This is a genomic window from Anseongella ginsenosidimutans (assembly GCF_008033235.1).
Classification (GTDB): domain Bacteria; phylum Bacteroidota; class Bacteroidia; order Sphingobacteriales; family Sphingobacteriaceae; genus Anseongella; species Anseongella ginsenosidimutans.
Genome location: NZ_CP042432.1, coordinates 2,869,807 through 2,894,792, shown reverse-complemented (window position 1 = coordinate 2,894,792; position 24,986 = coordinate 2,869,807). Strand labels below are relative to the sequence as shown.

Below are 24,986 nucleotides of genomic sequence, written 5' to 3'. Positions count from 1 at the left end.
TTTGACAGAAAACTGACATGATGACCGCTTTTTAGCTTGCGGCAGGCATTTTGCGTTAAAAGCCCTGAATAGAATTCTATAAGAGAAACAGCATGTGGAAGAAGAAAGACAACGAAAGGAAAGAACAGGAGAACGGTTTGGAGAACGAAGATCCAATGAATAAGAAGGACGATTTTACCGACGCAGCCTCCGGAGAAGTCCCTCCGGCGGAGCAGGCTGGCGATGAAATGCCCGGAACAGCAGGCAGTGAGGCCGCAGGAACGACGGGCAGTGAAGCGGCCGGAGCCGAAACCCTTGATAACGAAATTGCCCCGGAACCACCTGTGGAGGAAAAGCTGAGGCAGGAAATAGAGGCGCTGAATGATAAACATCTGCGTCTGTTCGCTGAATTCGATAATTTCAAACGCCGTTCGGTAAAGGAAAGAGTGGAGTTGATCGGAACCGCGTCCAAAGGCGTCATATTGGCACTTCTTCCCGTCATGGATGATTTTGACCGGGCGCAAAAATCAATGGAAACCGCAACTGATGTACAGGCAATAAAAGAAGGTATTGACCTTATCATTGCCAAATTCAGGAGCATTCTTTCCCAGCAGGGTGTAAAAGAGATGGAAGCTATCGGGATGCCATTCGATCCGGACCTTCATGAAGCGGTAACAAACGTTCCCGCACCTTCCGAAGACATGAAGGGAAAGGTAGTAGATCAGCTGGAAAAGGGATACTACCTGAATGATAAAGTAATTCGTTTCGCTAAAGTACTTGTAGGGGCATAATATGGCCACAAAAAGAGATTATTACGATATACTTGGAATTCCCCGTAACTCAGGCGCGGATGATATCAAGAAAGCCTATCGCAAAATGGCAATCAAATATCACCCCGACAAGAACCCGGGCGATAAAGAGGCTGAAGAGAAGTTCAAGGAGGCGGCAGAAGCGTATGAGGTACTTAGCGACGCCGAAAAACGACGCCGGTATGATCAGTACGGCCATCAGGGCGCCGGCTTTGGCGGCGGCCGGGGAGGCGGGTTCAGCGGCGGCGGCATGAGCATGGAAGACATTTTCGAGCAATTCGGAGATGTTTTCGGCGGCCACAATCCCTTTGAGAGCTTTTTTGGCGGCGCGCGCAGCGGCGGGGGAAGACGCGTTAACCGCGGATCTAACCTGCGGATCAAAATAAAGCTCACGCTCGAGGAAATTGTTAAAGGCGTTGAGAAAACCATTAAGGTAAACAAGCTGATCACCTGCCCGGTATGTACCGGAACGGGCGCCAAAGACGGCGGAGCTTACCGCACTTGCCCAACCTGCCACGGAGCAGGCAGCGTTCGCCGGGTCACCAACACGATCCTGGGACAAATGCAAACAACCAGCACCTGCCCGGCCTGTCACGGCGAAGGCCAGGTGATCACGGATAAATGTACTTCCTGTAATGGAGAAGGCGTTACCCGGGGCGAAGAAACGATTACGATCAATATTCCGCCCGGAGTGACAGACGGCATGCAGCTGTCAATGAGCGGCAAAGGAAATGCCGCCCAGCGCGGAGGAGTTCCCGGCGACCTGATCATTCTCATTGAGGAAATAGAACATGCTACGCTGAAACGGGACGGGAACAATGTCGTTTACGATCTGCACATCAGCTTTATTGACGCCGCCCTGGGAACCTCTGTTGAAGTACCCATCGTGGACGGAAAAGCGCGGATAAAGATAGATCCCGGTACGCAAAGCGGAAAGATATTGCGGCTGAAAGGAAAAGGTATCCCCGAAGTGAACGGTTACGCAAAAGGCGATCAGCTGGTGTATGTCAATATATGGACGCCGAAGAATCTGAGTCAGGAAGAGCGCGATGTGCTTGAAAAGCTAAGAGGGTCGGATAATTTTGCGCCGCATCCGGATAAAAAGGATAAATCATTCTTTGAAAGAATGAAGGAATATTTCGAATAGGTCGTTCCTGCTAAAGATCAGGTATCCTATAAACAAGGTCAGGATCACCAGCAACCAGGTGATCACACGCAAAAGCTTCACGATCTTGGATTTGGGGTTCCTGTATCTCAAATAAGCCTTGTTCACCTCGGAAAAGTCTTTCTCCGAAGTGATGAAATTCAGGTTATTCCGGAACAGGGTATATTCCCTCAATTCCCCGAGCATTCCGGGCCGTTCGGCCAGTTCTCTTTCAAACGCTTCCGCTTCCTGTTCGGATAGCTCGTGGTCAAGATACCGGTCCATTAATTCAATCTTCTCCGGCGTGAGATTTGCTTGCATGATCTTCTATAGAGAGATAAATTTATAATAGAAAATCATTTATTCCAAACTTGCGAGATTTTTCTCCAGCGCGCTGATCTTCGCCGCCGCGTCGGCTTCTTTCTTTCTTTCGTTTTCCACTACTTCCGCGCGCGCGTTTTGGACAAAGCGTTCGTTGCCCAGCTTAGCCCGCACCGAACGGAGAAAGCCCTGAAGGTAAGCAAGTTCCTTAGCTATCCGGTCCTTTTCCGCCTCCACATCTATATTTCTGCCAAGATCAACAAAAAATTCATCGGTCTTTACCAGGAAGCTCAGGCCGGCTACATTTTCCTTTACAAAAGAAAGCGGTTCTATATTAGCCAGCTTCCGGATAATCTCTTCATGCCGCCGGTATACATCTTCATTGGCCGTTTTCACACTCAGCGGGAGCGTTACCTTGAAAGAGATTTGTTTTTCATTGCGAATATTGCGCAGCTGGGTAATGAGCGCCAGTACCTGTTCCATTTCCTCCAGTGCCGGCTGGCTGAATGTTTCCTGCCGGGGCCATGAACTTACGATAATGCAGTCCATTTCTTCCCTTTGGGCCAGTTCATGCCATAGTTCTTCCGTAATGAAAGGCATGAAGGGATGAATGACCTTCAATAACTGTTCGAAAAATGAAATAGTGGCCCTTTGGGTAGCCTGGTCAATTGGCTGGCCGTAAGCCGGCTTTATCATTTCCAGGTACCAGGAACAGAAATCATCCCATACCAGCTTATAAATAGCCATTAACGCTTCCGAAAGCCGGTACTGCGAGAACAGTTGTTCAATATTTCCCAGCTCCGCCTGAAAACGGCTTCCGAACCAGGCGATTGCCTGCGCGTTCGGGAGGGCATTCACAGACATTGCCTCGCCCGCATGACCGGCCTCGCCCGCATCACCCTCCTTGCCGGCATAACCTGCCTCGCCGGCTACCTGCCAACCCTTGATCAGCCGGAAAGCATTCCATATTTTATTGGCGAAATTCCGGCCCTGTTCGCAATAGCTCTCGTCAAAAAGCAGGTCATTTCCCGCCGGAGAAGACATAAGCATGCCCATACGCACACCATCCGCCCCGTACTTTTCAATCAGTTCATGAGGATCGGGAGAATTCCCCAGTGACTTGGACATTTTGCGCCCCTGCTTGTCCCGGACAATGCCCGTCAGGTACACGTTCCTGAAGGGAACCTCGCCGCGGAATTCCAGGCCGGCCATGATCATCCTCGCCACCCAGAAAAACAAGATCTCGGGGGCTGTTACCAGGTCGTTGCCCGGATAGTAATACTGCAGGTCTTTGTTCCCCCTGCTTTCCGGGTTTCCTAAAACCGAAGGATCAAATACGGACACCGGCCAAAGCCAGGAAGAGAACCAGGTATCTACCACATCTTCGTCCTGTCTTATTTCGGTTAGCTGCAGTTGCTTCCCTCCTTCGGCAAACTTTTCCAGGGCCTCTTCCGCTGTTTTTGCGATCACGTAACCGCCGTCTTTATCATACCAGGCCGGAATTCGCTGCCCCCACCAGAGCTGGCGGGAAATGCACCAATCCTTCACGTTCTCCATCCAGTAGCGATACGTAGCCGTAAACTTGCCCGGGATAAGCTGTACTTCACCCTTTTCCACGGCCTCCAGGGCAGGATCGGCGAGTTCCTTCATCCTGACAAACCACTGCAGGGAAAGCCGGGGTTCGATCACGGCATCGGTCCGTTCCGAAAACCCCACCTGGCTCTTATAATCTTCTATCTTTTCCAGCCTGCCGGCTTCCGAAAGCAGCTGCGCCACTTTCTTTCTTGCGGTAAAGCGATCTTCCCCTATACACACCTCCGCCTTTTCATTGAGTGTGCCGTCTTCATTCAGAATATCGATCACTTCCAGGCCGTGTTTCAGCCCCAGTTCGTAATCATTGGGATCATGGGCCGGGGTTACCTTTAGGCAGCCCGTTCCAAAATCCATTTCCACGTATTCATCCAATATCACCGGTATTTCCCGGTTAACCAGCGGAACGATCACTTTTTTACCGTGCAGCTGCCGAAAACGGGGATCAAGGGGATTCACGCAAATGGCGGTATCGGCCATAATGGTTTCCGGCCGCGTTGTCGCAATCGTCACCCACTCGTCCGGGGCCCCGCCCGCTACCTGGTACTTCACATAATATAATTGCTGGTTTACTTCCCGGCGGATCACTTCCTCATCCGATACGGCCGTACGGCCCTGAGGGTCCCAGTTGACCATTCTCAGCCCGCGGTAAACAAGTCCTTTATTATAAAGGTGGATAAACGTATCGATCACGGCTTCCGAAAGCTCCGGATCCATGGTAAAACGGCGGCGTTCCCAGTCGCAGGAGGCGCCGAGCTTTTTCAATTGCTCCAGGATGATCCCGCCGTACTTCTCTTTCCATTCCCAGGCATAGGCGATAAATTCGTCCCGGCTCAGATCGCGCTTTGATATCCCTTTTTCACGCAGCATGGCCACCACTTTTGCTTCGGTGGCAATAGAAGCGTGATCCGTTCCCGGTACCCAGCAGGCATTGAAGCCTTTCATTCTTGCCCTCCGGACCAGCACATCCTGGATGGTATTGTTAAGCATGTGCCCCATGTGCAGCACACCCGTTACATTTGGCGGAGGTATCACGATGGTATAAGGTTCCCGCTCATCCGGTTCAGAATGGAAAAAGTTTTTTTCCATCCAATAGGAATACCATTTTTCTTCCGCTTCCCGCGGATCATATGTTTTAGAAATGTGCATCCGGTCTTTTTCTTGGAGGGCCAAAATTAGCAAAATTCATGGTAAATTGCGCTTCAATCAAACCTGCTATGAAGATGCTGATAAAACAATTTGAAGACAAAGGGCTTTCCCATTATTCCTACGCCGTCCTCAGCGAAGGGGAGTTGGCCCTTATCGATCCCGGGCGTAACCCGGCTCCCTATTATGATTTTGCCCGGCAGCACAACAGCCGTATTACCGCCATCCTGGAAACACATTCTCATGCCGATTTTGTAAGCGGTCACAAAGAAATTGCCGAAACAAGCGGGGCGCTGATCTATGCAAGTGAATTCATGAAAGCCGCCTTTCCTCATGAATCGCTCAGGGACGGAGACCAGATCAAGCTGGGAAAGGTCGGCTTCAGGATCCTTTACACACCCGGCCATTCTTATGACAGCGTATGCTTTTTACTCCTGGACGAAGCAGGCAGGGAACATGCCCTGTTCAGCGGTGACACTTTATTCATAGGAGATGTAGGCCGGCCCGACCTTAGAGAAAGCATGAAGGACAATCCCGCGAAACGGGAAGAGCTGGCCCTTGCCATGTTCCATACCATTGAGCAGAAGCTGCGGCCCTTACAGGATGAAACGCTGCTTTATCCGGCGCATGGAGCCGGCACTTTGTGCGGAAAATCGCTAAGCGATGCCAACAGCAGTACAATGGGCGCGGAAAAAGCCGGAAACTACGCGTTCAGAACCAGCGAAAAGGAGGCTTTCCTGAAAGCCCTTCTGGATGAGCAGCCCTTTGTCCCAAAATATTTCAGTTACGACGTAGCCATCAACCAGCAAGGCGCCCCTGCATTTAAAAAAGCATTGGCTGGCATTCCCCGCTACGAGGGCGGGCTGCCCGGGGGCCCGGGCACAGCCGGGGTCCAGGGCGCGGCCGGGGGAGAGACCAGGGTTCCTGGCACGGCCGGAGTTCAGGGCGCGGCCGGGGTTCAGGGCGCGGCCGGTGACAAACAGGTCATCATAGACGCCCGGCCAACGGAAAAATTCCGGGCCAACCACCTGAAAGGCGCCTTCAATATTCCGGACGGGCTTAAATTTGAAACCTGGCTGGGAAGTATCCTGTCTCCCGGCGAAAAGTTTTACCTCCTGGCGGAAACCGGGGAAGAAATAGAAAGGCTGCTGGAAAAAATAGCTAAAATAGGTTATGAAAGCGCGATTTCCGGCGCCATTACCGGGCTTTCGGGCCAGCACGAACGTTACCAGGCAGAGCTGCCGGCCGGCTTTGATGCACACCCGGAAAAATACACGATCATTGATGCCCGAAATGAAAGTGAATTTGCCCGAGGCGCCTATTTTCCGCAGGCCATCAATGTTCCGCTTCCTGAATTAAGGGAAAGGGCCGGCGAAGTCCCGCTGGATAAACCCCTGGTCGTACATTGCGCGGCAGGATACCGTTCCGGTATTGCCAGCAGTATCCTTCAGGCCCTGGTACCTCAACAAGTTTACGATATGGGCAATGCCATCGAAAGGAAAAAACATGTCTCATGAACAGGGAAAGTCCCTTCAAACACTGGTTCCCACTTCCGATGGAAGCCTTACCCTGCTGCACACCGGCCTTAACCAGACTTATCATTCCGTAAACGGCGCGCTGCAGGAAGCGCAGCACGTTTTCCTCCAGCAGGGACTGCAATATTTCCTCCGGCAAAGTGGGACAGCTACTGCGAGGGTACTGGAAATCGGCTTTGGTACCGGGCTTAATTTCCTGGTCAGCGCGGCATACTGCCTGCAAAATGGAATTTCCCTGACTTATACCGGCGTTGAGCCTTTCCCACTGAACCGGGAGACCCTCCGGGAAAGCGAGTATGGCCGGTTGTTGCCCGGAACCGGAAATTGGGAGCGCTTCCTTTCCTGGTACCCCGGGGGCCAACCCTTTTACCTGACCGGGGAACAGCAGGCAGCCGGGAATCACGATAATTTGCGGGAGCCGGAGAGACTTGGGGAACAGCCTGGTGCCCCGAAACCGCGCAAGCTTGGGGAACAGCCTGGTGCCCCGAAACCGCGAAAACTTGGGGAACAGCCTGGTGCCCCGAAACCGCGCAAGCTTGGTGAACAGCCTGAAATGGGTGAACAGCCTGAACCCGGTAAAAGAGCGAAGTCAGGCGAAGCTGATGCTATTACCAGCGAACTTGTCCGCCTGGAGTTATTACAGCAGAAGGTGCTGCAAACCGGCCCGCTTCCACCCGCTGATGTCATCTATTTCGATGCATTCGCACCAGCCACCCAGCCGGAAATGTGGACACAGGAAGTTATTTCCCATGTGACTTCGTCACTGGAAGTAGGCGGCGTATTTGTCAGCTACAGCATAACCGGTAACCTGAAAAGGATGCTGAAAGGCTTAGGTTTTAGCGTAGAAAAGCCGAAGGGCGCAGCCGGAAAAAGGGAAATGATCCGCGCAGTTAAAAACACACCGTTATAACTGGTCAAGCCCGCGGCGCATATCCCGGATCAGGTTTTCATCTGCGACAGAAACTGCGTATTCATCCACCCCGCCCTCTTTGCCCATTTGAATATGCGGATTCCGGTACTGCATGGCAGAAGGCAGTGTCTTTGAGGCGGAACTATGGAATTGGCGGATACCTGCCCGGTGCAGCGCCTCCAGGTTATGAAGCTTCACCCCGCTTCCGGCCATGATGCCAAAGCCCTGTCCTGCCCTGCGTGCCAGGTCAGCCAGGACTGGCAGTCCCTCATCCACAGTATTGCGCGTCCCCGAACTCAGGACACGCCTGATTCCCGTCTCATAAATATCCTGCAGGGCGCGCGCGGGATCAGCGCTCATATCAAAAGCCCTGTGAAAAGTAATGTCCATCGGGCGCGCCAGCTCCACTAATTCCCGGGTACGAGCCTTATCAATATGCCCGTCCGGCTGGAGGATGCCAATCACTACTCCGTCAGCCCCAAGGTTTCCTGCCACCTCAATGTCGCGCTTCATGATATTGAATTCAAGCGGGGAATAGCAGAAATCGCCGCCCCGGGGGCGAATGATCACATATAATTTAATGCCCCGCACCTCCCTTGCCAGTTCAATGGTTGCATGAGAGGGAGTAATTCCCCCTTCCGGCGGGCTGGCGCAAAGCTCTACCCTGTCGGCGCCGCCGCAGGCGGCCGCTCTGACCGAATCCACGGAATAACAGCATATTTCAAGTTCGGGCCTCATCTATCTTCTGTCTTAAGGGGTTAACGGCGGGGCATACGGCGCCTCGCATCCGGGGGAACCGGGGCCTCTTTCTCCTTTTCAGGGGCGGCGGTACGTATCTGCGTTTTCCCCGGACGGTAGGCAGGGCTCACCGCCCATTCGTAGCTGGGAACCCCCACCATACTGAACTCCAGTTTCCCTCCGTTCATTATTGTTTCGTGGCGAATAAAGGATTTCGGGTAATGCTGCCTGTTCAGGTAAACGGATTGAACATACTTGTCCACTTCCGCGTTATCGTTCCTTACCCTGATCTCGAAATCTTCCCCGCTACCGGTGTGAATAGTCATTTCTTCGAACAAGGGACTGCCAATCACATATTCGCCGGATGCCGGGTTCACCGGGTAAAAACCCATGGAGCTGAGTATATACCAGGCGGACATCTGGCCGCAATCCTCATTCCCGCTCAAACCCGCCCGGCCGGAACCGTACAATTCCGTCATGATCCTGCGCACCATTGCCTGGGTTTTCCAGGGCTGGCCGGCATAATTATATAGGTAAGCCACGTGATGGCTCGGCTCGTTCCCATGCGCGTACTGCCCGATAAGGCCGGTCACATCCACCGCGTGTTCGTTATCCACCACAGCTTCCTGGGTAAACAAGGCGTCCAGCTTCTCCGCAAAGGCTTTATCGCCGCCCAGCAAATTGATCAACCCCTCCACATCATGTGGAACGAAAAAAGTGTATTGCCAGGAATTGCCTTCGGTAAAGTCTCCCCGGCCAAGGATAGAAACTTCCACAGGGTCAAAATCGGGGTTCCATGCTCCTGAGCTATCCTTGCCGCGGGCAAAACCGCTGACGGAATCGATGGTGTTTTTGTAATTCATTGCCCGCGCTGCAAAGTATTCAGCATCCTTTTCCTTTTCCAGGAGGCGGGCCGCCTGGGCGATACACCAGTCATCATAGGCATATTCCAGCGTCTTCGAAACCGAATTATTCTCCAGTTCCCTGGGAATATATCCCATCCGCTTATAATGAATCAACCCACGTTCATTCTCCATAGCGCTATGCTTCATGGCCCTGTAGGCAAGGTCTTTATCAAAGTTATCGTTCCCCCGCAGCAAAGCCCCAACGATCACCGGCACGGAATGATAGCCGATCATGGTACCTGTTTCGTTGGAAGCAAGTTCCCAAACGGGAAGTTTCCCGGCCTGTTCGTAGCCGGCAAGCATGGATTTTATAAAGTCTACGTTGCGTTCGGGAAGAATAATTTCGTACAGGGGATGCAGCGCGCGGAAAGTGTCCCAAAGCGAAAAAAGGGTATAGGCCGTAAAATCCTTTGCAGTATGGATTTCGCCGTCCCGTCCCCGGTACCTTCTGTCCACGTCCATAGAAATATTCGGATGGATCATCGTATGATATAGCGCCGTGTAAAAAGTGACCATCTGATCCCTGGTTCCGCCTTCCACTTCAATACGCTCCAGTTCGGTTTCCCAGGTCTCCTGCGCGTCCTTTCGAACCCGGTTGAAATTCCAGTGGCTGATCTCGCCTTCCATATTTTTACGGGCGCCCTCAATACTTACGGCCGATATCCCGACTTTCACCAGTATGGCCTCCCCTTCTTTGGTGGTAAAGCGGAGCAGGGCTTTAGATGCCTTTCCCTCCGTCCTCCTTCCCGGGGAAGGCTCGCGCGCTTCCTGCAGGGCATCATCTTCCGCCAATGTTAACTCCTTAAAGGGCTTGGAGAACCGGGCCACGAAATAAACATACTGGTCGGCCGCCCAGCCGGAGGAGCGGCGCATTCCCACCAGTTCGTTCTCCGCGGTCACTTCAATAAAACTTTCCGTGGTACGATCACGGATCCCATGTTCCAGGTCAACAATAATATTGCTTTCCTCTGAAGCCGGAAAGGTATACCGATGAAAGCCCGTTCGAAGCGCGGTGGTCATTTCCGCCCGGATATCGTCGTCTTCCAGCAATACGCTGTAATAACCCGGGGAAGCTTCTTCCGTATCATGACTGAACCGCGAGCGATACCCCGCGTCCGGATCCTCTTTACTTCCCGGCGCCGTTTCCCACTCCCCTGTGGAAGCCATTAACAGGACGTCTCCAAGATCCCCCCCGCCGGTTCCGCTCAGGTGCAGGTGGGAAAAGCCCATGATGGAACTGTCCGAATCATGGTAGCCCGAACACCAGTCCCAACCTTCAATGCCCGTGTCCGGGCTTAGCTGTACCATCCCGAAAGGCAGGGTGGCGCCGGGGAAGGTGTGCCCGTGTTCCGCGGTACCCGTAAAAGGATTGACGTAGGAAGTAAGCTGCTGCGCCGGAGAAACCGCCGGGAAGCTGAAAACAATAAATACCAGAAAAAGCGTTCTTGTAAAGTATAGGTTCATCCTGCTAAATTAGGATATTTAAGCCATATATTTGCAGACATTGGATAGCATTCACCGGCATCTGGAACAAAAGCTGAGAGAACGTTTCAGCGAGAATAAGTACCGCCGCCTGTCTTGCAACAGCGGTATGGCTGATTTTTGCTCCAACGATTATCTTGGCTTTGCCCGTTCGCCGGCGCTGCAGGCAAAGATCCGGGACGAACTCGGGAAACACCCCGGCTACCCGGCCGGCGCCACCGGCTCCAGGTTACTTTCCGGCAACTCCACGTATGCCGAACATTTGGAAGAAGAAATCGCGCTATTTCATCATGCCCAGGCCGGCCTTATTTTCAACTCCGGTTATGCGGCAAATCTCGGGCTCTTTTCCGCGATTGCCCGAAGGGGAGATACCGTCATTTGCGATGAACTTGCCCATGCAAGTATTATTGACGGGATCCGCCTCAGCGGAGCAAACCGCTACACTTTCAGCCATAATGATACCGGCAGCCTTGAACAAAAGCTAAAGCAGGCCGAAAAGGGCCCCGGCCGCATTTTCATTGCCGTGGAAAGCATCTATTCCATGGACGGAGACAAGGCCCCGCTGGAGAAAATCACCTCCCTGACCGAAAAACACAATGCGGCCCTGATCGTGGATGAGGCACATGCCGGCGGCATTTTCGGGAAGAACGGGCGCGGACTGGTTCCCCTTTGGGGGCTGGAAGAACAGGTATTTGCCCGAATCTATACCTTCGGAAAAGCGCTTGGAAGCCACGGAGCCATCATCACGGGTTCGAAAACACTCAAAGACTATCTTGTCAATTTTGCCCGCCCCCTTATCTATACCACGGCCCTTCCCTTTCATAACCTGGCCAGCATTAAATGCGCATACGAGCTATTAATAGACCGTACCGGCCTGCAAAAAGAACTGGATGCCAAGATCGCCTTATTTAAGACCCTTGCAAAAGGCATAAGGGGCATTATTCCCATGGATGGCCCCATTCAAACCGTCACGGTTCCCGGCAACAAGGCCGTTCGGGAAGCCGCCGGACAGCTTCAGGCTTCGGGACTGGACGTAAGGCCCATCCTCAGCCCCACGGTTCCCGAAGGAAAAGAACGCATAAGGATCTGCCTGCATTTATATAATACGGAAGAAGAAATCAAAAAGCTTACCGGCCTTCTTACCACTATTTTAACTTGAAACTACCTGAATGAAGCCCCTTTTTGTCACAGGAATCGATACCGGCATTGGTAAAACCATTGTATCCGCCATGCTGGTCGAAAAATTGCAGGCCGATTACTGGAAACCCATACAATCCGGCGACCTGGACCAGTCAGACACCTTAAAAGTCCGCTCCCTGGTCAGCAACGCAGTTTCCCGCTTTCACCCCGAGACTTATCGTCTGACCCAACCCTTCTCCCCGCACAAATCCGCCGCAATCGACGGCATTGAAATTACCCTGGAAAGTTTTAGAACCCCACAGGGCTCGCGTCCCCTGATCGTTGAAGGCGCCGGAGGCTTGATGGTTCCCCTGAACATTAAAGACCTTATGATCGATCTCATCCGCTGCCTGGAGGCCGAGGTGATCGTTGTCTCCAAAAATTACCTGGGCAGCATCAACCATACCTTGCTGACCCTTGAAATGCTCAAAGCAAAAAGCCTTCCTGTCCGGGGCCTTATTTTCAACGGCAAACCGGACACCGATTCAGAAAAAATCATCCAGCGTTTCAGCGAGGTAAAGTACCTGGGAAGAGTACCCGAAATGCCATTACTCAACCGCGAAAGTATCCGGGCTGCAGCGAAAGCCATTTCTTTTCTGCCCTAATGAATCTTACACTCCTGGAAAAAACAAAAGGCTGTTCATTGTAAACGAACAGCCCCCTGTTTAAAGTTCAACTATTTTAGTCGATTTGCGGATTATTCTGAATTTCCACCTGAGGTATCGAAAGCGTTAGCCTTTCATCATCAAAACTGAACGATTGACCAGCTAAGCTTAAATGATTCGGACCCCTGGTTATCGTTGCTTTATTTCTTTTCATAGCAAGATAGCTTTTTCCTTCGCCCCAAAGTTCAATCCTGGTTTGTAAATAAATCTCATCCAGCAGAGCTTGTCCGCTTAATGCATCAACGTAAGAGGCATCCGGGATCCGTTCCTCGAGGAGATCCTTTAGTGTTTCACGAGCAACCTGTTCATTCCCGCTACGGGCGGCGCTTTCCGCAAGCAGCAAATACATTTCTGCCACGCGCATGTAAACGTAATCAGTTGTAACGTTCCGCTGCCCACCCTGTGTTTTTCCGGGATCATAAAACTTACCAATCGGCACCAACTTATAATCGTCTTCGTTCCCGAACTGGGCTTTACGTACATCATTATCCGGGATAGCATCGTAAAGGTTTTTATCAATGGCCTTGAAATCCCCTACCCACGCATAGCTGTACGTATAGATATCTACCTGTCCCCACCAAGATACTAGGTCCAGGCCGTTATCCAGCGTGATATCCACGCCCCACATCCAGCCGGCTGTATTAATATCATTAAAACCGCCAGTCACCGCTGCTTCATCCATAAGTGGAAAATTCCCGCTTTGAACAATGTCCTGGGCCTCTTGCATCGCCAGATCATATTGCCCGGTCGTCGCGTAAGCATAGGCAAGTAATCCTTTCGCTACGGACTGGTTGATCTGACTTTTGCTTTGACGGGAAAAACCGTCGAGCAATTCAATGGCTTCCGTCAGGTCGCTTATAATCAGATCATATACCTCCTGCGTGGTACTCTTTGGCTGATTTGGAGCTTCCAAATCCGTGTAAATCGGAAGGATAGGCTCACTTGGATCATAAGAACGCGCATAGAGATTTGCGAGGTAAAAGTAGCCATATGCCCTCATTGCTTTAGCCTGTCCCATGTAATAGCGCGCTTCATCACTTTCCAACGCAGCATCATTTCCACCTAAGCCATCAATGACGATATTGGCGCCAAAAATGATCCGGTAATAATAACGCCAGGGCATGTAACATTCGTCACGGGTATAATCAGTTGTAGCCTGCAGGCGGGCAAGACTGGAATACCAGCCATAAACAGTACCCCCCAAAACCATGTCCGAAGAAATGAGATCCATGTAAATATCCCATCCTTTCTGACCAAAGTCATCGTGATTCAGATCGGTACCGCCTGTACCGGGCGTATACATCGTAGAATAAAGCCCCGCGATACTGCCAGCCTGGATATCCGGATTCTTTTCTGTTGCATCTTTTATCTGCTGAGCTGAAATAAACTCTGTGGGCTCGGTTTCAAGAAAGTCTTTGCCACATCCAGCCACCAGCATCGCAGACGCAATTACCGGAATAAAATGTTTTATATATGCTTTCATTGTCGTATTCATTAGTAATTAAAATCTGACGCCGAGGCCTGCAGTAAAAGTTGACAAAGGAGAATACCGATACCAGTCAGATTCACCAGCTTCGTTCGTCGACGGATTAAAACCCTTCCGTTCGCTAAGTAACCACAAATTGTCTCCTGACACCCAAATATTCAGATTTGCCACGCCCCACCTTTCAACTATTTGTGAAGGGATAGTGTAACGCAGCATTATATTATTCAGGTTAAGGAAACTGGCCTTGGTTACGTATTTGCTCGATGAAGACCCTACGTTCGGATCCAGATCATCTGACAATCGCGGTACATCTGTTATGTCTCCCGGCTCTTGCCATCTGTTAAGAATATCCTCGTGCCAGTTGTTGTTTCCTATCTGCTCATTTGCCATTAGCCTTGCATAAACAAAGTCGTAGGCATAACCGCCAACGGCATAAAGAAATTGTGCGCTTAGCTCAAAGCCCTTGTAACCGGTATGTAAGCTAAACGCTCCCCGCACAGTAGGAAACGCAGACTTATCAATGAATTTTTCAGTTGCCTGAGTGTAATTCTTTGTGGTTGTCATCGCAATCTGGTCAGCGCGGTCTGCGTTTTCCAGCCGTGAATCGTATAGCGAAAGGATGATCTCTTCATCTTCCCCTAACGCTCCATCTCCATCCGTATCATAAAAGTATTGGTTCCACATGGCTCTTCCGTCTTCCGCATCGACTCCCGCCCATTCGCGCAGGTAGAAATCGTATATGGAATGACCCTTAGCCTGACCATAATAACCGTCAATATTTATATGCTTTTCCTCGTTCGTGGCCGGATCTATTGGCATCCTCGTCATTTTATTTTTGACCATTTCTCCATTGATGCCAAAGTCAAGATAAAAATCCTCGTTCTGAACCAGATGAGCGAGCAAATTAAACTCCAGGCCCTGATTTCTCAAAGCTCCGTCATTCACTTTGATCAGTGCATAACCAATAGAGGGACCCACACGGCGATCAAATATCAAGTCATCCGTATTTTTAACGTAATAATCAATTGCACCGTCGAGATATTTGCCGAGGCTGAATTCAACGCCGGCCTGGAACATCTTCGAGGTTTCCCAGGTAAGATCGGGGTTTCCTTTTGTATCAAACGCAAGGGAAATGCCTCCGTCCAGGTTACTTACCGTAAACAAGTCGTATCCCGGATAATATCCAACCCCGCCTTGCTCTCCGATAAGCCCATAACTAGCTTTTAGTTTAAGATTTTCAAAAATCGTTTGATTTGACATAAAAGCCTCGTTACTAATAAGCCAGGCTGCGCCTACAGAACCAAACGTTCCCCACTTATCCTTTAGAAAGCGTGATGAACCATCCCGTCGTACAGTTGCGGAAAGAAAATAAGTATCCTTAAAATCGTAATTTACCTGACCGAAATAGCTTTCCAGCGTAAACTTATCAGTAAAAGATTCGGGAGGGTTACTGCCCACAGCATTATCAAATTCAATGCCCCCTGGGTCAACCATATTGAATTTGCTTGCAGAAAGTGATTTAGTTTCCCACAAATTGCTTTCGTGGGCGGCAAGTGCATCAATATGGTGTTCTCCGATATCAGTCCGGTAACGAAGCATCTGCTGGAAATTGTAACTCAGCCGCTCTGTTTTCAGCTTAAAGATAGATCCGCCCTGGGAAGCAGCAGAGCCGTAAAACGGGTTATCCTGCTGATTGTTATCGCTGTTGAAATACTGATTCCCAAATCTCACCTCAGCTGACAGATTAGGAGTAATGTCGGCCTTCAGGAAGGCGTTTGTATTTAATTCATGCCGCTTTGTGTTCCGAATATTATAATAGGTATCAGCAATAGAATTGGTAAGGCCTGCAAAACCACGGCCATCGCCATAATCATATTGATCACCACCGTAAATTTCATCCGGAATGCGATTACCCTCTTCATCCCTAAGAAACAAAGGATAGATCGGCGGCATATTATCGACAAACCAGAACAAACTTCCTGAGTCTTCAGTCTGTCCGCCATTGTTCATATCAGTAGCGGCATACCCGAGGTTTAGGGAGCCGCTCAGCCAATCCTTTACCTGATGATTGATGTTGATCCGTGTAGATATACGTTCAAAATCGGTATTAATCGCATATCCCTTGTCTGTAAGGTAACCAAAGGACGTAAAATAGGACGTTTTCTCGCTTCCTCCGCTAATTCTTAAATTGGCTTCCGTTCTATTAGATGCATTGAATGCATGATCTTCCCAATTTTCCGGATCATATTCCCTGGTAACATCCGGCCTAACCTCCCCCGTAGCAGGATCTATAAGGTCCGAGGCGTCTGAAACATCCCAAAGATTATATTTTGGAGAAATTCCATCTTCCGAGAATAATCTCGAATTGGCAAACGCGATAGGATCGACAGGCTCTTCAAATGTTCCAAACGTCCCTCTGTTATACAACGCTTCCCAACTTAACCCGATATATTGTTCGGGAGAGGAAAGTGTGTTGTATCGGGGAAGAAGGCTCATATTTGTCCCTGTTTTGACATCTATCTCAATACCTGATTTTCCTATTTGTCCTTTTTTGGTATTGATCACAATTACGCCGTTTGCCCCCCTGGCTCCGTAAATTGCCGTGGCCGAAGCATCTTTCAAGACGGTAAGTGATTCAATATCGGCAGGATTGATTGCGTTCACATTGCCGGTATAGGGTACGCCGTCTACCACATAAAGCGGATCCCGGTTGCCGTTCACTGAACCGGCTCCGCGAATACGAATGGTGGCTGATTCGCCGGGCTGACCAGAATCATTAATGATGCGTACGCCTGCGGCTTCGCCGGCCAGAGCCTTTGAAACGTCCGAATAGCTCTTGCCCTCCAAAGCCTCGGCATCAATTTGGGTTGCTGTACCAGTAAAGGATTGCCGCGTTGCTGTCCCATATCCAACTACGATCACCTCTTCAAGAGAATGAATATCCGGCGCCAGCGTTACCTGGAATTGGCTTTGCCCCGCCGTATTAATCTCCTCTGAGAGAAACCCAATAAAAGAAACCTCGATAATTGCGCCTTCCGGCACATCTAAGGTGAATTCTCCCTCCAGGTCGGTGCTTGTTCCTACGGAAGTCCCTTTAACCAACACTGATGCCCCTGGGAGCGGGGCCCCATCCTCTCCGGTTACTTTACCGGAAATAGTTTGTTCCTGTGACCAGGCGGTCAGGGTTGAACAAACTAATAAGAATGCATAAAGTAATGATTTCTTCATAATCGATTTATATCTCCGTGTGCAAAATTACGGTTTTTAAGAAGACATCTACCAAAAATATTACATAGCATTCCCATGAGCCCTAATTTCCCGAGTCACTTTGCGTTTAACTTGATAGAATATTAATATCATGCCCAATTTGTAACAAAACTATTACATTTGGTCAGGAAACATGATCGATTATATTGATCGCGTGAATTAAACAACGTCGAGGCCGTTGCAGCACGTCTAATTCAATTCCATCGGCGCTATAAAATCCGGGTGGCACCATTCCACAGCCCCTCCTTCATAAATCTGATTGGCGATACTAATTACATCAGAAAGGTCTGTCGCCCGGATAGTAAAGGTATTGCGCTCTTTAGTTTTTACTAATTCTACCTGTTTACCGAAGTTCGACAGTACATTGTCAATAGAAACGTCATTCTTCAGTTCCAATAAAATCTCCCCGGTGGGAATCATTTCAAAGGAACCATCAAATTCATAAGATGAAAAAACCTCCTTAACAGCGGACAGGTTACCCTTCTCAATTATTAACTGCAAAAGGTTTTCTTCCGATTTCAGAATAAAAAGATTTTCGCTTAATTCGGAAAGTACTAAGCCATTACTAAGCTGTGAACTCAGCAAGTTCGATAAACTGGTAAGATCCAGGTCAGAGTTGATAATTACCGTAGAAGAATCAACGGCTATAGGAATCTTTCCTCCGCTGGACCAATAATAGAGGTCTTGAACAGGATGTATTGTAGTTACGTTTTCTATTTGAAGTTCCTCGGGCGGGTTCGTTTTTTTACAGCTGACGGGTATCCCGGCGATTGACAATAGAAACAAGCAGGTAAATATTCTTGTCATGATGAAGTTTAATTAGGTGAAAATATAATACTAATTTAGCGTTTCTTGCCAAAAAAGCGAATTATGAAAAAAATAACTATCATCGGTTCGGGTACTATGGGCAACGGGATCGCTCATGTGTTTGCATTGCACGGTTATCCTGTTTCACTCGTGGACGTCTCCGCCGGAGCGTTGGAGAAGGCGATGCAAACCATTGCCGGCAACCTGGACCGCATGATAAAAAAGGAGCTTATTACTCCTGAGAAAAAGGAGCGGGCGCTTTCCGCTATCCGCACCTTTACAACTATTGACCGCGCGACTGAAGACGCCGGCCTGGTGGTAGAAGCGGTTTCTGAAGACCCTGAACTCAAACTTTCCCTCTTCAGGCAGCTTGATGACCTGTGTCCGCCGGATACGATCCTGGCCAGCAATACTTCATCTATTTCCATTTCCCGGATTGCAGCAGCCACGAAAAGGCCCGAAAAAGTGGTGGGAATGCATTTTATGAACCCCGTGCCGGTAATGAAGCTCGTGGAGGTAATTAAAGGGTATGCCACATCGGGAGAAACCTGCGCCGCGGTCATGGAATTGGCACAAAACCTTGAAAAAATACCTGTTGCCGTCAATGATTACCCTGGCTTCGTAGCTAACCGGATATTAATGCCTATGATCAATGAAGCAATTTATGCCGTGCATGAAGGAGTAGCGGGCGTAAAAGAAATTGATACGGTAATGAAGCTGGGAATGTCCCACCCTATGGGCCCCTTGCAGCTGGCCGACTTTATAGGGCTGGATGTTTGTCTTTCAATTCTCCGCGTACTTTTTGACGGTTTCGGTAATCCTAAATACGCCCCCTGCCCCTTACTCGTAAACATGGTCACTGCCGGAGTATTGGGTGTAAAATCGGGCGCAGGCTTTTATTCCTATGAGAATGGAACAAAAGATGCCCCGGTTGCCGGCCGTTTCCGAAATTAGTGATTGCCACACTGGGCTGCGTTAACCATGAACTATAACATTCTAAAAACCAACAGTATAAGAGTAAAGTAAAAGGGCAGGAACAAGACAAGGATCAGCCAAAACTGTTGCTTAAAGCCCTTTTCAACATTCACTTGAAGCGTGCCCATTTCTTTCGTGAGCGCCGTGTTCACGCCACTAATATCTTCCTTCAACTCGCTGCGGACAGCAGCGATATCTTGCTTTAGTTCAGTACGGACAGCTGCGATATCTTCTTTCAATTCAGTACGGACAGCTGCGATATCTTCTTTCAATGCAGTACGGACAGCTGAAATATCTTCTTTCAATTCAGTACGGACAGCTGCAATATCTTCTTTCAATTCAGCACGGACAGTTGCAATATTCTCTTTCAGTTCAGTATGCACCAAGTTAATTTTGTCTTTCAGCATGCCGTTGACTTTAAAGAGGTTTTCGTTCGTGGCCAGAGCGTTTATACGGTGCATCATTTCCTCCTTAATGTTTTCTCTGATAAAGACGAGTAGGGTTTCAGCAGTTTGCTTACCTATTTTAACTGATAGAAGATCATACATTTTGGCAGTAGATGTTAAGGTATTCATAGTGATCTGTATTTGTTAATACAAAACTACAAAAAAACAAAATTCATCGAAAAAAAACTTTAAAACCTACATCTGATCCGGTACGTCAATCCCCAGTAATGCCATGCCTCTGCTGATGATCCCGGCTGTTATCACCGAAAGCCCTAAGCGGAATTGCTGCAGCTGCGGGTCTTCCGCCTTCAGAATGGAATTATCGTGATAAAACTTATTGAAGGTTTTACCCAGGTCATACAAATAGTTGGCTACTATGGCCGGATTGTATTCTGCGGCAGCCTCGGCGATTATCTCACCGAACTTATTCAGCAGGATAACCAGGTTTTTTTCATCCGCGTTCAGGGACAGTCCTTCCAGGTTGAATGCCGCCTCGCGTTTTCCCGCTTTTTCAAGGACCGAACGAATGCGGGCATATGTATATTGAATAAATGGCCCCGTGTGGCCCTGCATATCAATGGACTCATTCGGATCGAATAGAAGCCGCTTTTTGGGGTCTACCCGCAGGAGAAAATATTTCAGGGCGCCCATGCCTACCTTGCGGAACAGTTCTTCTTTTTCCGCTTCCGGCAATTCGTTCGCTTTTCCCAGCTCCAGCGTATTCTGGCGGGCCTTATCGATCATTTCGACCATCAGGTCATCGGCGTCCACCACGGTTCCTTCGCGCGACTTCATTTTGCCCGAAGGAAGGTCAACCATTCCATAGGAAAGATGATGCAGCCCGCCCGCCCAGGGCTTGCCAAGCTTTTCCAGGATCAGAAAAAGCACTTTAAAATGATAATCCTGCTCATTTCCGACAACATAAATGGACTTTTCCATACCGTAATCATCGTATTTCAGCTGGGCGGTCCCCAAATCCTGAGTTATATACACGGATGTGCCGTCCGCCCTGAGCAGGAGCTTTTCATCCAGGCCGTCTCCGCTTAAATCGATCCAGACGGAGCCGTCGGGCTTCCGGAAAAACACTCCTTTTTCAAGGCCTTCATTTACAATGTCTTTTCCAAGCAGGTAAGTGTCCGATTCATAATAGATCTTATCGAAATCCACTCCCAGCTTCTTGTAGGTCACATCAAATCCTTCATACACCCAGCCGTTCATTATTTTCCAGAAGTCGACAACCTCCTTTTCACCTTCTTCCCACTGGCGGAGCATTTCCTGCGCTTCACGCATCAGGGGAGACGCATACTTCGCCTCTTCTTCGGTCATTCCTACCTCCATCAACCCTTTTACCTGCTCTTTAAATTTCTTTTCAAAAAGAACGTAGAACTTTCCAACAAAATGATCGCCTTTCATTCCGGCAGTCGCCGGGCTTTCCCCATCCCCAAACCTGAGCCAGGCAAGCATGGACTTACATATATGAATTCCGCGATCGTTGATAAGATTGGATTTGATCACATCATAACCTGCCGCATCCAGAATTCGTGACACAGAATAACCAAGGAGGTTATTTCTCACATGTCCGAGATGAAGAGGTTTATTCGTATTGGGCGAAGAATACTCAACCATTACTTTTTGGCCATTCCTGGAATGGGCGCCATAATTTTCTGAAAGAGCCATCTCCTTTACCCGCTCCAGCCAGTAACGGTCACTGATTACCAGGTTCAAAAAGCCTTTGACCACATTGAAACGGGCAACCTCTTCGTAGTTTTCCTGCAGGTAGTTTCCCAGTTCGCGGGCGGTTTCCTCCGGGGATTTTTTCGAAAAACGGGTAAATGGAAACGTCACGACGGTAAGGTCACCCTCGAATTCCTTCCTGGTTTCGTTAAGGGTGACCGATGAGGCCGGGATTGTTTCCTGGTATAACTTTGCTATGGTTTCGGCCGTAATTCCGGCCACAAATTCTGTAATCGTCATTATATATTATGCGTTAGCTGGTTGCTTGCTCGTAAAAGAATATCAAAAGCCTGTTCGGCCATCAGGTTCTCCCTGTCAAGAGTAGGATTTACTTCTACAAGCTCGAATGTACCGATTTTTTTGCTTTGCATCAGCCTGATGACCAAGGTACGCGCTTCTTTTATGGTGATTCCGTTGGGAACCGGTGTTCCCGTCCCCCTGGAAACAGAAGGATCCAATACATCCACATCAAAAGATACGTGTATCAAATCGCAGTCGTCCAGGTACTTCAGTGTTTCAACAGCCACTTTTTCCACACCAGCCCGGCGGATCTCCTTGGCGCTGAAATTCCGGATCCCTCTTTTTTCAAGAAGGTGGTCTTCCGCAGGCTCCGTATCCCGCACACCGATCATCACGATATTCTCGTACGTTATTTTGGGGCATATACCTCCCACATTCTTCAGCTGGTACCAGAAATTCAGCGTTTCCTGGTCCGGCGCGTTCAGTGTTGATTCCAGGTTATCCTCATCCAGGGAAATGGCGTTGGGCATACCATGCATATTTCCTGAAGGAGTCGTATAGGGCGAATGAATATCGGCATGGGCGTCAATCCAGATCACACCCAGGCGAATTTTAGGAAAGGCCATGCGAATGCCGGCAACAGTTCCGGCGGCAATGCTATGGTCTCCGCCAACGATAATAGGAAATTCCCCCTTTTCCAGGGTACGGCATACTTCTTCCCCAATACGTTCGGTCATGGTAAGAATACCCGATATACGTTTTGCATACCGGTCGCCGGAAGACTCAAACAGCAAATGATTCTCATCTGGAATTGAAACACAGGGATATCTTTTAAAGAACCGGCTGCTAAAGTCAAGCGAGGCAATCCTGATGGCATCCGGCCCCAGGCTTGCTCCCCGGGTCCCGGCTCCTATTTCGGACCGCACTTCTATTAACTTTAGTTTATGCATACAAATTAAGACCCGGTTCGGTTATTGTTTAGATAGAATTATATCTTTGCAAACCAAATTTAAAAAGAGATGCAAAGCTACCAAGAATTTCTTGATTTGAGCGTAGGTTTCCCCCAGGAAGGCTTTGAAGTGTATGAAGACGAGTTGTATTTCCATGATATCAACCTCATGGAGCTGATCGAAACGTACGGCACCCCCTTGAAATTCACCTACCTGCCCATTATCACCAAGAAGATCCAGCAGGCCCGACTTTGGTTTCAGCGTGCCATCGTAAATAATAATTACCGGGGTAAATACAGATATTGTTATTGTACAAAGAGTTCCCATTTTCGTCATATCGTAGAAGAAGCCTTCAAAAATGATATTCACCTGGAAACCTCTGCGGCCTTCGATATGTCCATGATCGATGCGCTGGAGAAAAAAGGCGTCCTTAATAAAGAGGTATATGTTGTTTGTAACGGATTTAAAACCCAGCAATACAAACAATATATCGTAGATATGATCCACGACGGGTTTAAAAACATCATTCCTATCCTGGACAACAAGGAAGAGTTCAATTTCTACGATGATGAGCTGGACATGGAATGCAACCTGGGCATCCGCATTGCCACGGAAGAGCAGCCCGATTCCCAGTTTTATACCAGCCGCCTGGGCATCCGCGCCGAAGATATCGTTGACCTGTACCAGAACAAGATTGCCAGCCACTCGAACTTCAAGGTGACCATGCTGCATTTCTTTATCAATTCAGGCATCAGCGATACCCAATACTACTGGAACGAGCTGGAAAAATGCGTTACCCTCTATTGCAAGTTCAAAAAGGTGAACCCTCATCTTTCGATGCTGGATATAGGCGGCGGAATGCCGTTCAAAGACTCCCTTATCTTCGATTTTGATTACGAATACATGGTAAACGAAATCATCAAACGCATTAAGGAGATTTGCGCCGAACACGAAGTAATGGAACCGGATATCATTACTGAATTCGGAAAATATACTGTCGCCGAAGCCTCCGGCATCCTGTACAAGGTGCTGGGCCGGAAACTGCAGAATGACCGGGAAAAATGGCTGATGCTGGACGGAAGCTTTATCACCAACCTGCCTGACGTATGGGCCCTGAACCAGCGCTACATCCTGCTGCCCATCAATAACTGGGATTCAGAATACGAACGGGTAAACATGGGCGGCATTACCTGCGACGGACAGGATTACTATAACCAGGAAGCCCATATGAACAACGTATTTATGCCCAAAACACGCAAAGTACAATACATCGGCTTTTTCCACACCGGCGCCTACCAGGAAACCCTTGGCGGCTACGGAGGCATTCATCACTGCCTCCTCCCCACCCCCAAACACATCCTCATCCGCCGCAACCGCGACGAAACCTTCAACTACGAAGTCTTCGGCGAAGAACAAAACAGCAAACAAGTCCTAAAAATCCTAGGCTACATATAACCCCCCACGTAAGCGAAGCGAAACGCACCCCCGCTCGCATGGAGCAAAGCGACCATGCGAAACGCACCCCCGCATGCAAAAGCGTAAGCGAAGCGAAACGCCCCCCGCATGCCAAACGCGTGAGCGAAGCGAAACGCGCCCCCGCTCGCATGGAGCAAAGCGACCATGCGAAACGCACCCCCGCATGCAAAAGCGTAAGCGAAGCGAAACGCGCCCCGCATGCCAAACGCGTGAGCGAAGCGAAACGCGCCCCTACGCTCTTCGTAGCGTAAGCGAAGCGAAACGCGCCCACGCATGGAGCAAAGCGACCATGCGAAACGCACCCCCGCATGCAAAAGCGTAAGCGAAGCGAAACGCCCCCCGCATTCCAAACGCGTGAGCGAAGCGAAACGCGCCCCTACGCTCTTCGTAGCGTAAGCGAAGCGAAACGCGCCCCCGCTCGCATGGAGCAAAGCGACCATGCGCCCATAAAACAAGCACCATACCCCCTGACGGGGCTGTTATTTTATTCCTGGCAATGCGAAAAATGTGAGCGTGGCAGCGCCACGTGACCATTTTTCAAAGCAGTCCAGGGATGAAATAACAGCCCCGTCACCGGTTGTAGTCGTCTTGGAGGCGGATTATGTCGTGTTCATCCGAAGCATACAAAGCATCAGTATGCTGCCATATTTCGGCCAGCACACCCCAGCCATCCAGTCCTACCAGCCGGTGGCGCTCACCTTGTTTTAACGTGATCAGGTCACCGGGATGAAGCGTCTTTAATTCCCCTTCTTCGTCCGTATCACTGGTTACCACTCCCACAGTTCCGTTCAGCACTTTCCATATTTCAGCACGGCGATGGTGATACTGCCAGGAAAGCCGCTTCTGCGGTTCTACCAGCAATATTTTGGGGCTTAGCTTCCCGGATATTTTCAGGTCGTCTGCCTTTATTCCATCAAAATACGCATCGGCAAATGCCTGTGCCTGGCTTTCCTCAATCACAAAAAATCCGCCCCAGGGCCTTGTCATGTCTTGCTGACGGATAGAAAATCCTTTCTCCTGTAATTCCTTTTCAGTTTTCCTGAAAATAGCTGCTTTTTGGTCTTCGATATGCATTGTTATTAATTAAGCGCCGCGCCCGCGGTATTTGTGTCAAAAATACTTCTTTCTTCCGGTTTTTCGGGCAAAAACAGGAATGACCGGCGATCATTTTTGATCATCCGGTCATTCCTTCCCTTTCGCCA

Annotated in this window: 19 protein-coding genes; 8 read left to right on the top strand and 11 right to left on the bottom strand. The window is 49.5% G+C overall.

The window, feature by feature from the left end:
- Positions 1 to 92: 92 nt before the first annotated feature.
- Positions 93 to 770: a nucleotide exchange factor GrpE gene (locus FRZ59_RS11860; protein WP_132129149.1), complete on the top strand. Its 678-nt coding sequence runs from the start codon at positions 93 to 95 to the stop codon at positions 768 to 770.
- 1 nt (position 771) lies between these two features.
- Positions 772 to 1,935 (top strand): molecular chaperone DnaJ, encoded by a 1,164-nt coding sequence (dnaJ, locus tag FRZ59_RS11855; RefSeq protein WP_132129148.1) that lies wholly within the window; start codon positions 772 to 774, stop codon positions 1,933 to 1,935.
- Here the strand turns inward: dnaJ and FRZ59_RS11850 are convergent.
- Together FRZ59_RS11850 and FRZ59_RS11845 are read right to left on the bottom strand one after the other, a co-directional pair.
- Complete coding sequence (locus FRZ59_RS11850; protein WP_132129147.1) at positions 1,900 to 2,253, bottom strand: anti-sigma factor family protein; 354 nt, start codon at positions 2,251 to 2,253, stop codon at positions 1,900 to 1,902. The two genes, dnaJ and FRZ59_RS11850, sit on opposite strands and share 36 nt — an antisense overlap.
- A 39-nt stretch (positions 2,254 to 2,292) precedes the next feature.
- A complete protein-coding gene (locus FRZ59_RS11845; RefSeq protein WP_132129146.1) occupies positions 2,293 to 4,992 on the bottom strand; it encodes a valine--tRNA ligase in 2,700 nt (899 codons plus the stop codon).
- A gap of 68 nt (positions 4,993 to 5,060) precedes the next feature.
- Here FRZ59_RS11845 and FRZ59_RS11840 point away from each other — a divergent pair, with 68 nt between their 5' ends.
- Complete coding sequence (locus tag FRZ59_RS11840; RefSeq protein ID WP_207910272.1) at positions 5,061 to 6,506, top strand: MBL fold metallo-hydrolase; 1,446 nt, start codon at positions 5,061 to 5,063, stop codon at positions 6,504 to 6,506.
- Complete coding sequence (locus FRZ59_RS19110; RefSeq protein WP_225975042.1) at positions 6,496 to 7,434, top strand: MnmC family methyltransferase; 939 nt, start codon at positions 6,496 to 6,498, stop codon at positions 7,432 to 7,434. Before FRZ59_RS11840 ends, FRZ59_RS19110 begins: the two co-directional genes overlap by 11 nt.
- On the opposite strand, the gene FRZ59_RS11830 is transcribed toward FRZ59_RS19110, so the two are convergent.
- The gene (locus tag FRZ59_RS11830) at positions 7,429 to 8,172 is read right to left on the bottom strand and encodes a copper homeostasis protein CutC (protein ID WP_132129145.1); all 744 of its coding nucleotides are present in this window, start codon (positions 8,170 to 8,172) and stop codon (positions 7,429 to 7,431) included. The genes FRZ59_RS19110 and FRZ59_RS11830 overlap by 6 nt on opposite strands.
- A 20-nt stretch (positions 8,173 to 8,192) precedes the next feature.
- The gene (locus FRZ59_RS11825; RefSeq protein ID WP_132129144.1) at positions 8,193 to 10,541 is read right to left on the bottom strand and encodes a GH92 family glycosyl hydrolase; all 2,349 of its coding nucleotides are present in this window, start codon (positions 10,539 to 10,541) and stop codon (positions 8,193 to 8,195) included.
- Positions 10,542 to 10,572: 31 nt separating this feature from the next.
- Between FRZ59_RS11825 and FRZ59_RS11820 the strand changes: the two genes are divergently transcribed.
- Positions 10,573 to 11,718, top strand: coding sequence for an aminotransferase class I/II-fold pyridoxal phosphate-dependent enzyme (locus FRZ59_RS11820; RefSeq protein WP_225975041.1), 1,146 nt, complete (start codon positions 10,573 to 10,575; stop codon positions 11,716 to 11,718).
- A gap of 10 nt (positions 11,719 to 11,728) precedes the next feature.
- On the top strand, positions 11,729 to 12,343 hold the full coding sequence (bioD, locus tag FRZ59_RS11815) for a dethiobiotin synthase (RefSeq protein ID WP_132129143.1): 615 nt from the start codon (positions 11,729 to 11,731) through the stop codon (positions 12,341 to 12,343).
- Positions 12,344 to 12,419: 76 nt separating this feature from the next.
- On the opposite strand, the gene FRZ59_RS11810 is transcribed toward bioD, so the two are convergent.
- The 3 genes from FRZ59_RS11810 to FRZ59_RS11800 form a co-directional block, all read right to left on the bottom strand.
- On the bottom strand, positions 12,420 to 13,886 hold the full coding sequence (locus FRZ59_RS11810; RefSeq protein ID WP_132129142.1) for a RagB/SusD family nutrient uptake outer membrane protein: 1,467 nt from the start codon (positions 13,884 to 13,886) through the stop codon (positions 12,420 to 12,422).
- An 18-nt stretch (positions 13,887 to 13,904) separates the two neighbouring features.
- Positions 13,905 to 17,117, bottom strand: coding sequence for a SusC/RagA family TonB-linked outer membrane protein (locus tag FRZ59_RS11805; protein WP_132129141.1), 3,213 nt, complete (start codon positions 17,115 to 17,117; stop codon positions 13,905 to 13,907).
- Positions 17,118 to 17,345: 228 nt separating this feature from the next.
- The gene (locus FRZ59_RS11800) at positions 17,346 to 17,963 is read right to left on the bottom strand and encodes a hypothetical protein (protein ID WP_132129140.1); all 618 of its coding nucleotides are present in this window, start codon (positions 17,961 to 17,963) and stop codon (positions 17,346 to 17,348) included.
- A 63-nt stretch (positions 17,964 to 18,026) separates the two neighbouring features.
- On the opposite strand from FRZ59_RS11800, the gene FRZ59_RS11795 reads away from it, so the two are divergent.
- Entirely contained in the window at positions 18,027 to 18,917 is an 891-nt protein-coding gene (locus tag FRZ59_RS11795) for a 3-hydroxyacyl-CoA dehydrogenase family protein (RefSeq protein ID WP_132129139.1), read from the top strand.
- Between the two features lie 32 nt (positions 18,918 to 18,949).
- Here the strand turns inward: FRZ59_RS11795 and FRZ59_RS11790 are convergent, their stop codons facing one another.
- The 3 genes from FRZ59_RS11790 to rocF all read right to left on the bottom strand — a co-directional run bounded on the left by FRZ59_RS11790 (position 18,950) and on the right by rocF (position 22,308).
- On the bottom strand, positions 18,950 to 19,513 hold the full coding sequence (locus FRZ59_RS11790) for a hypothetical protein (RefSeq protein WP_132129138.1): 564 nt from the start codon (positions 19,511 to 19,513) through the stop codon (positions 18,950 to 18,952).
- 66 nt (positions 19,514 to 19,579) lie between these two features.
- The gene (argS, locus tag FRZ59_RS11785; RefSeq protein ID WP_132129137.1) at positions 19,580 to 21,358 is read right to left on the bottom strand and encodes an arginine--tRNA ligase; all 1,779 of its coding nucleotides are present in this window, start codon (positions 21,356 to 21,358) and stop codon (positions 19,580 to 19,582) included.
- Entirely contained in the window at positions 21,358 to 22,308 is a 951-nt protein-coding gene (rocF, locus tag FRZ59_RS11780) for an arginase (RefSeq protein ID WP_132129136.1), read from the bottom strand. Before rocF ends, argS begins: the two co-directional genes overlap by 1 nt.
- Positions 22,309 to 22,377: 69 nt before the next feature.
- On the opposite strand from rocF, the gene FRZ59_RS11775 reads away from it, so the two are divergent.
- Positions 22,378 to 23,763 carry a type III PLP-dependent enzyme domain-containing protein gene (locus tag FRZ59_RS11775; RefSeq protein ID WP_132129135.1) on the top strand — a complete coding sequence of 462 codons (1,386 nt, stop codon included), beginning with the start codon at positions 22,378 to 22,380 and terminating at the stop codon, positions 23,761 to 23,763.
- A gap of 591 nt (positions 23,764 to 24,354) precedes the next feature.
- Here FRZ59_RS11775 and FRZ59_RS11770 read toward each other — a convergent pair.
- Positions 24,355 to 24,858, bottom strand: coding sequence for a cupin domain-containing protein (locus FRZ59_RS11770; RefSeq protein ID WP_132129134.1), 504 nt, complete (start codon positions 24,856 to 24,858; stop codon positions 24,355 to 24,357).
- Positions 24,859 to 24,986: the final 128 nt, after the last annotated feature.

Coding starts and splice junctions, on each gene's coding strand:
- FRZ59_RS11845 (WP_132129146.1), bottom strand. CDS start 4,992: ATGCACATTTCTAAAACATATGATCCGCGGGAAGCGGAAGAAAAATGG.
- FRZ59_RS11850 (WP_132129147.1), bottom strand. CDS start 2,253: ATGCAAGCAAATCTCACGCCGGAGAAGATTGAATTAATGGACCGGTAT.
- bioD (WP_132129143.1), top strand. CDS start 11,729: ATGAAGCCCCTTTTTGTCACAGGAATCGATACCGGCATTGGTAAAACC.
- FRZ59_RS11840 (WP_207910272.1), top strand. CDS start 5,061: ATGAAGATGCTGATAAAACAATTTGAAGACAAAGGGCTTTCCCATTAT.
- FRZ59_RS11795 (WP_132129139.1), top strand. CDS start 18,027: ATGAAAAAAATAACTATCATCGGTTCGGGTACTATGGGCAACGGGATC.
- FRZ59_RS11790 (WP_132129138.1), bottom strand. CDS start 19,513: ATGAATACCTTAACATCTACTGCCAAAATGTATGATCTTCTATCAGTT.
- FRZ59_RS19110 (WP_225975042.1), top strand. CDS start 6,496: ATGTCTCATGAACAGGGAAAGTCCCTTCAAACACTGGTTCCCACTTCC.
- rocF (WP_132129136.1), bottom strand. CDS start 22,308: ATGCATAAACTAAAGTTAATAGAAGTGCGGTCCGAAATAGGAGCCGGG.
- dnaJ (WP_132129148.1), top strand. CDS start 772: ATGGCCACAAAAAGAGATTATTACGATATACTTGGAATTCCCCGTAAC.
- FRZ59_RS11860 (WP_132129149.1), top strand. CDS start 93: ATGTGGAAGAAGAAAGACAACGAAAGGAAAGAACAGGAGAACGGTTTG.
- FRZ59_RS11775 (WP_132129135.1), top strand. CDS start 22,378: ATGCAAAGCTACCAAGAATTTCTTGATTTGAGCGTAGGTTTCCCCCAG.
- FRZ59_RS11770 (WP_132129134.1), bottom strand. CDS start 24,858: ATGCATATCGAAGACCAAAAAGCAGCTATTTTCAGGAAAACTGAAAAG.
- FRZ59_RS11800 (WP_132129140.1), bottom strand. CDS start 17,963: ATGACAAGAATATTTACCTGCTTGTTTCTATTGTCAATCGCCGGGATA.
- argS (WP_132129137.1), bottom strand. CDS start 21,358: ATGACGATTACAGAATTTGTGGCCGGAATTACGGCCGAAACCATAGCA.
- FRZ59_RS11825 (WP_132129144.1), bottom strand. CDS start 10,541: ATGAACCTATACTTTACAAGAACGCTTTTTCTGGTATTTATTGTTTTC.
- FRZ59_RS11830 (WP_132129145.1), bottom strand. CDS start 8,172: ATGAGGCCCGAACTTGAAATATGCTGTTATTCCGTGGATTCGGTCAGA.
- FRZ59_RS11810 (WP_132129142.1), bottom strand. CDS start 13,886: ATGAAAGCATATATAAAACATTTTATTCCGGTAATTGCGTCTGCGATG.
- FRZ59_RS11805 (WP_132129141.1), bottom strand. CDS start 17,117: ATGAAGAAATCATTACTTTATGCATTCTTATTAGTTTGTTCAACCCTG.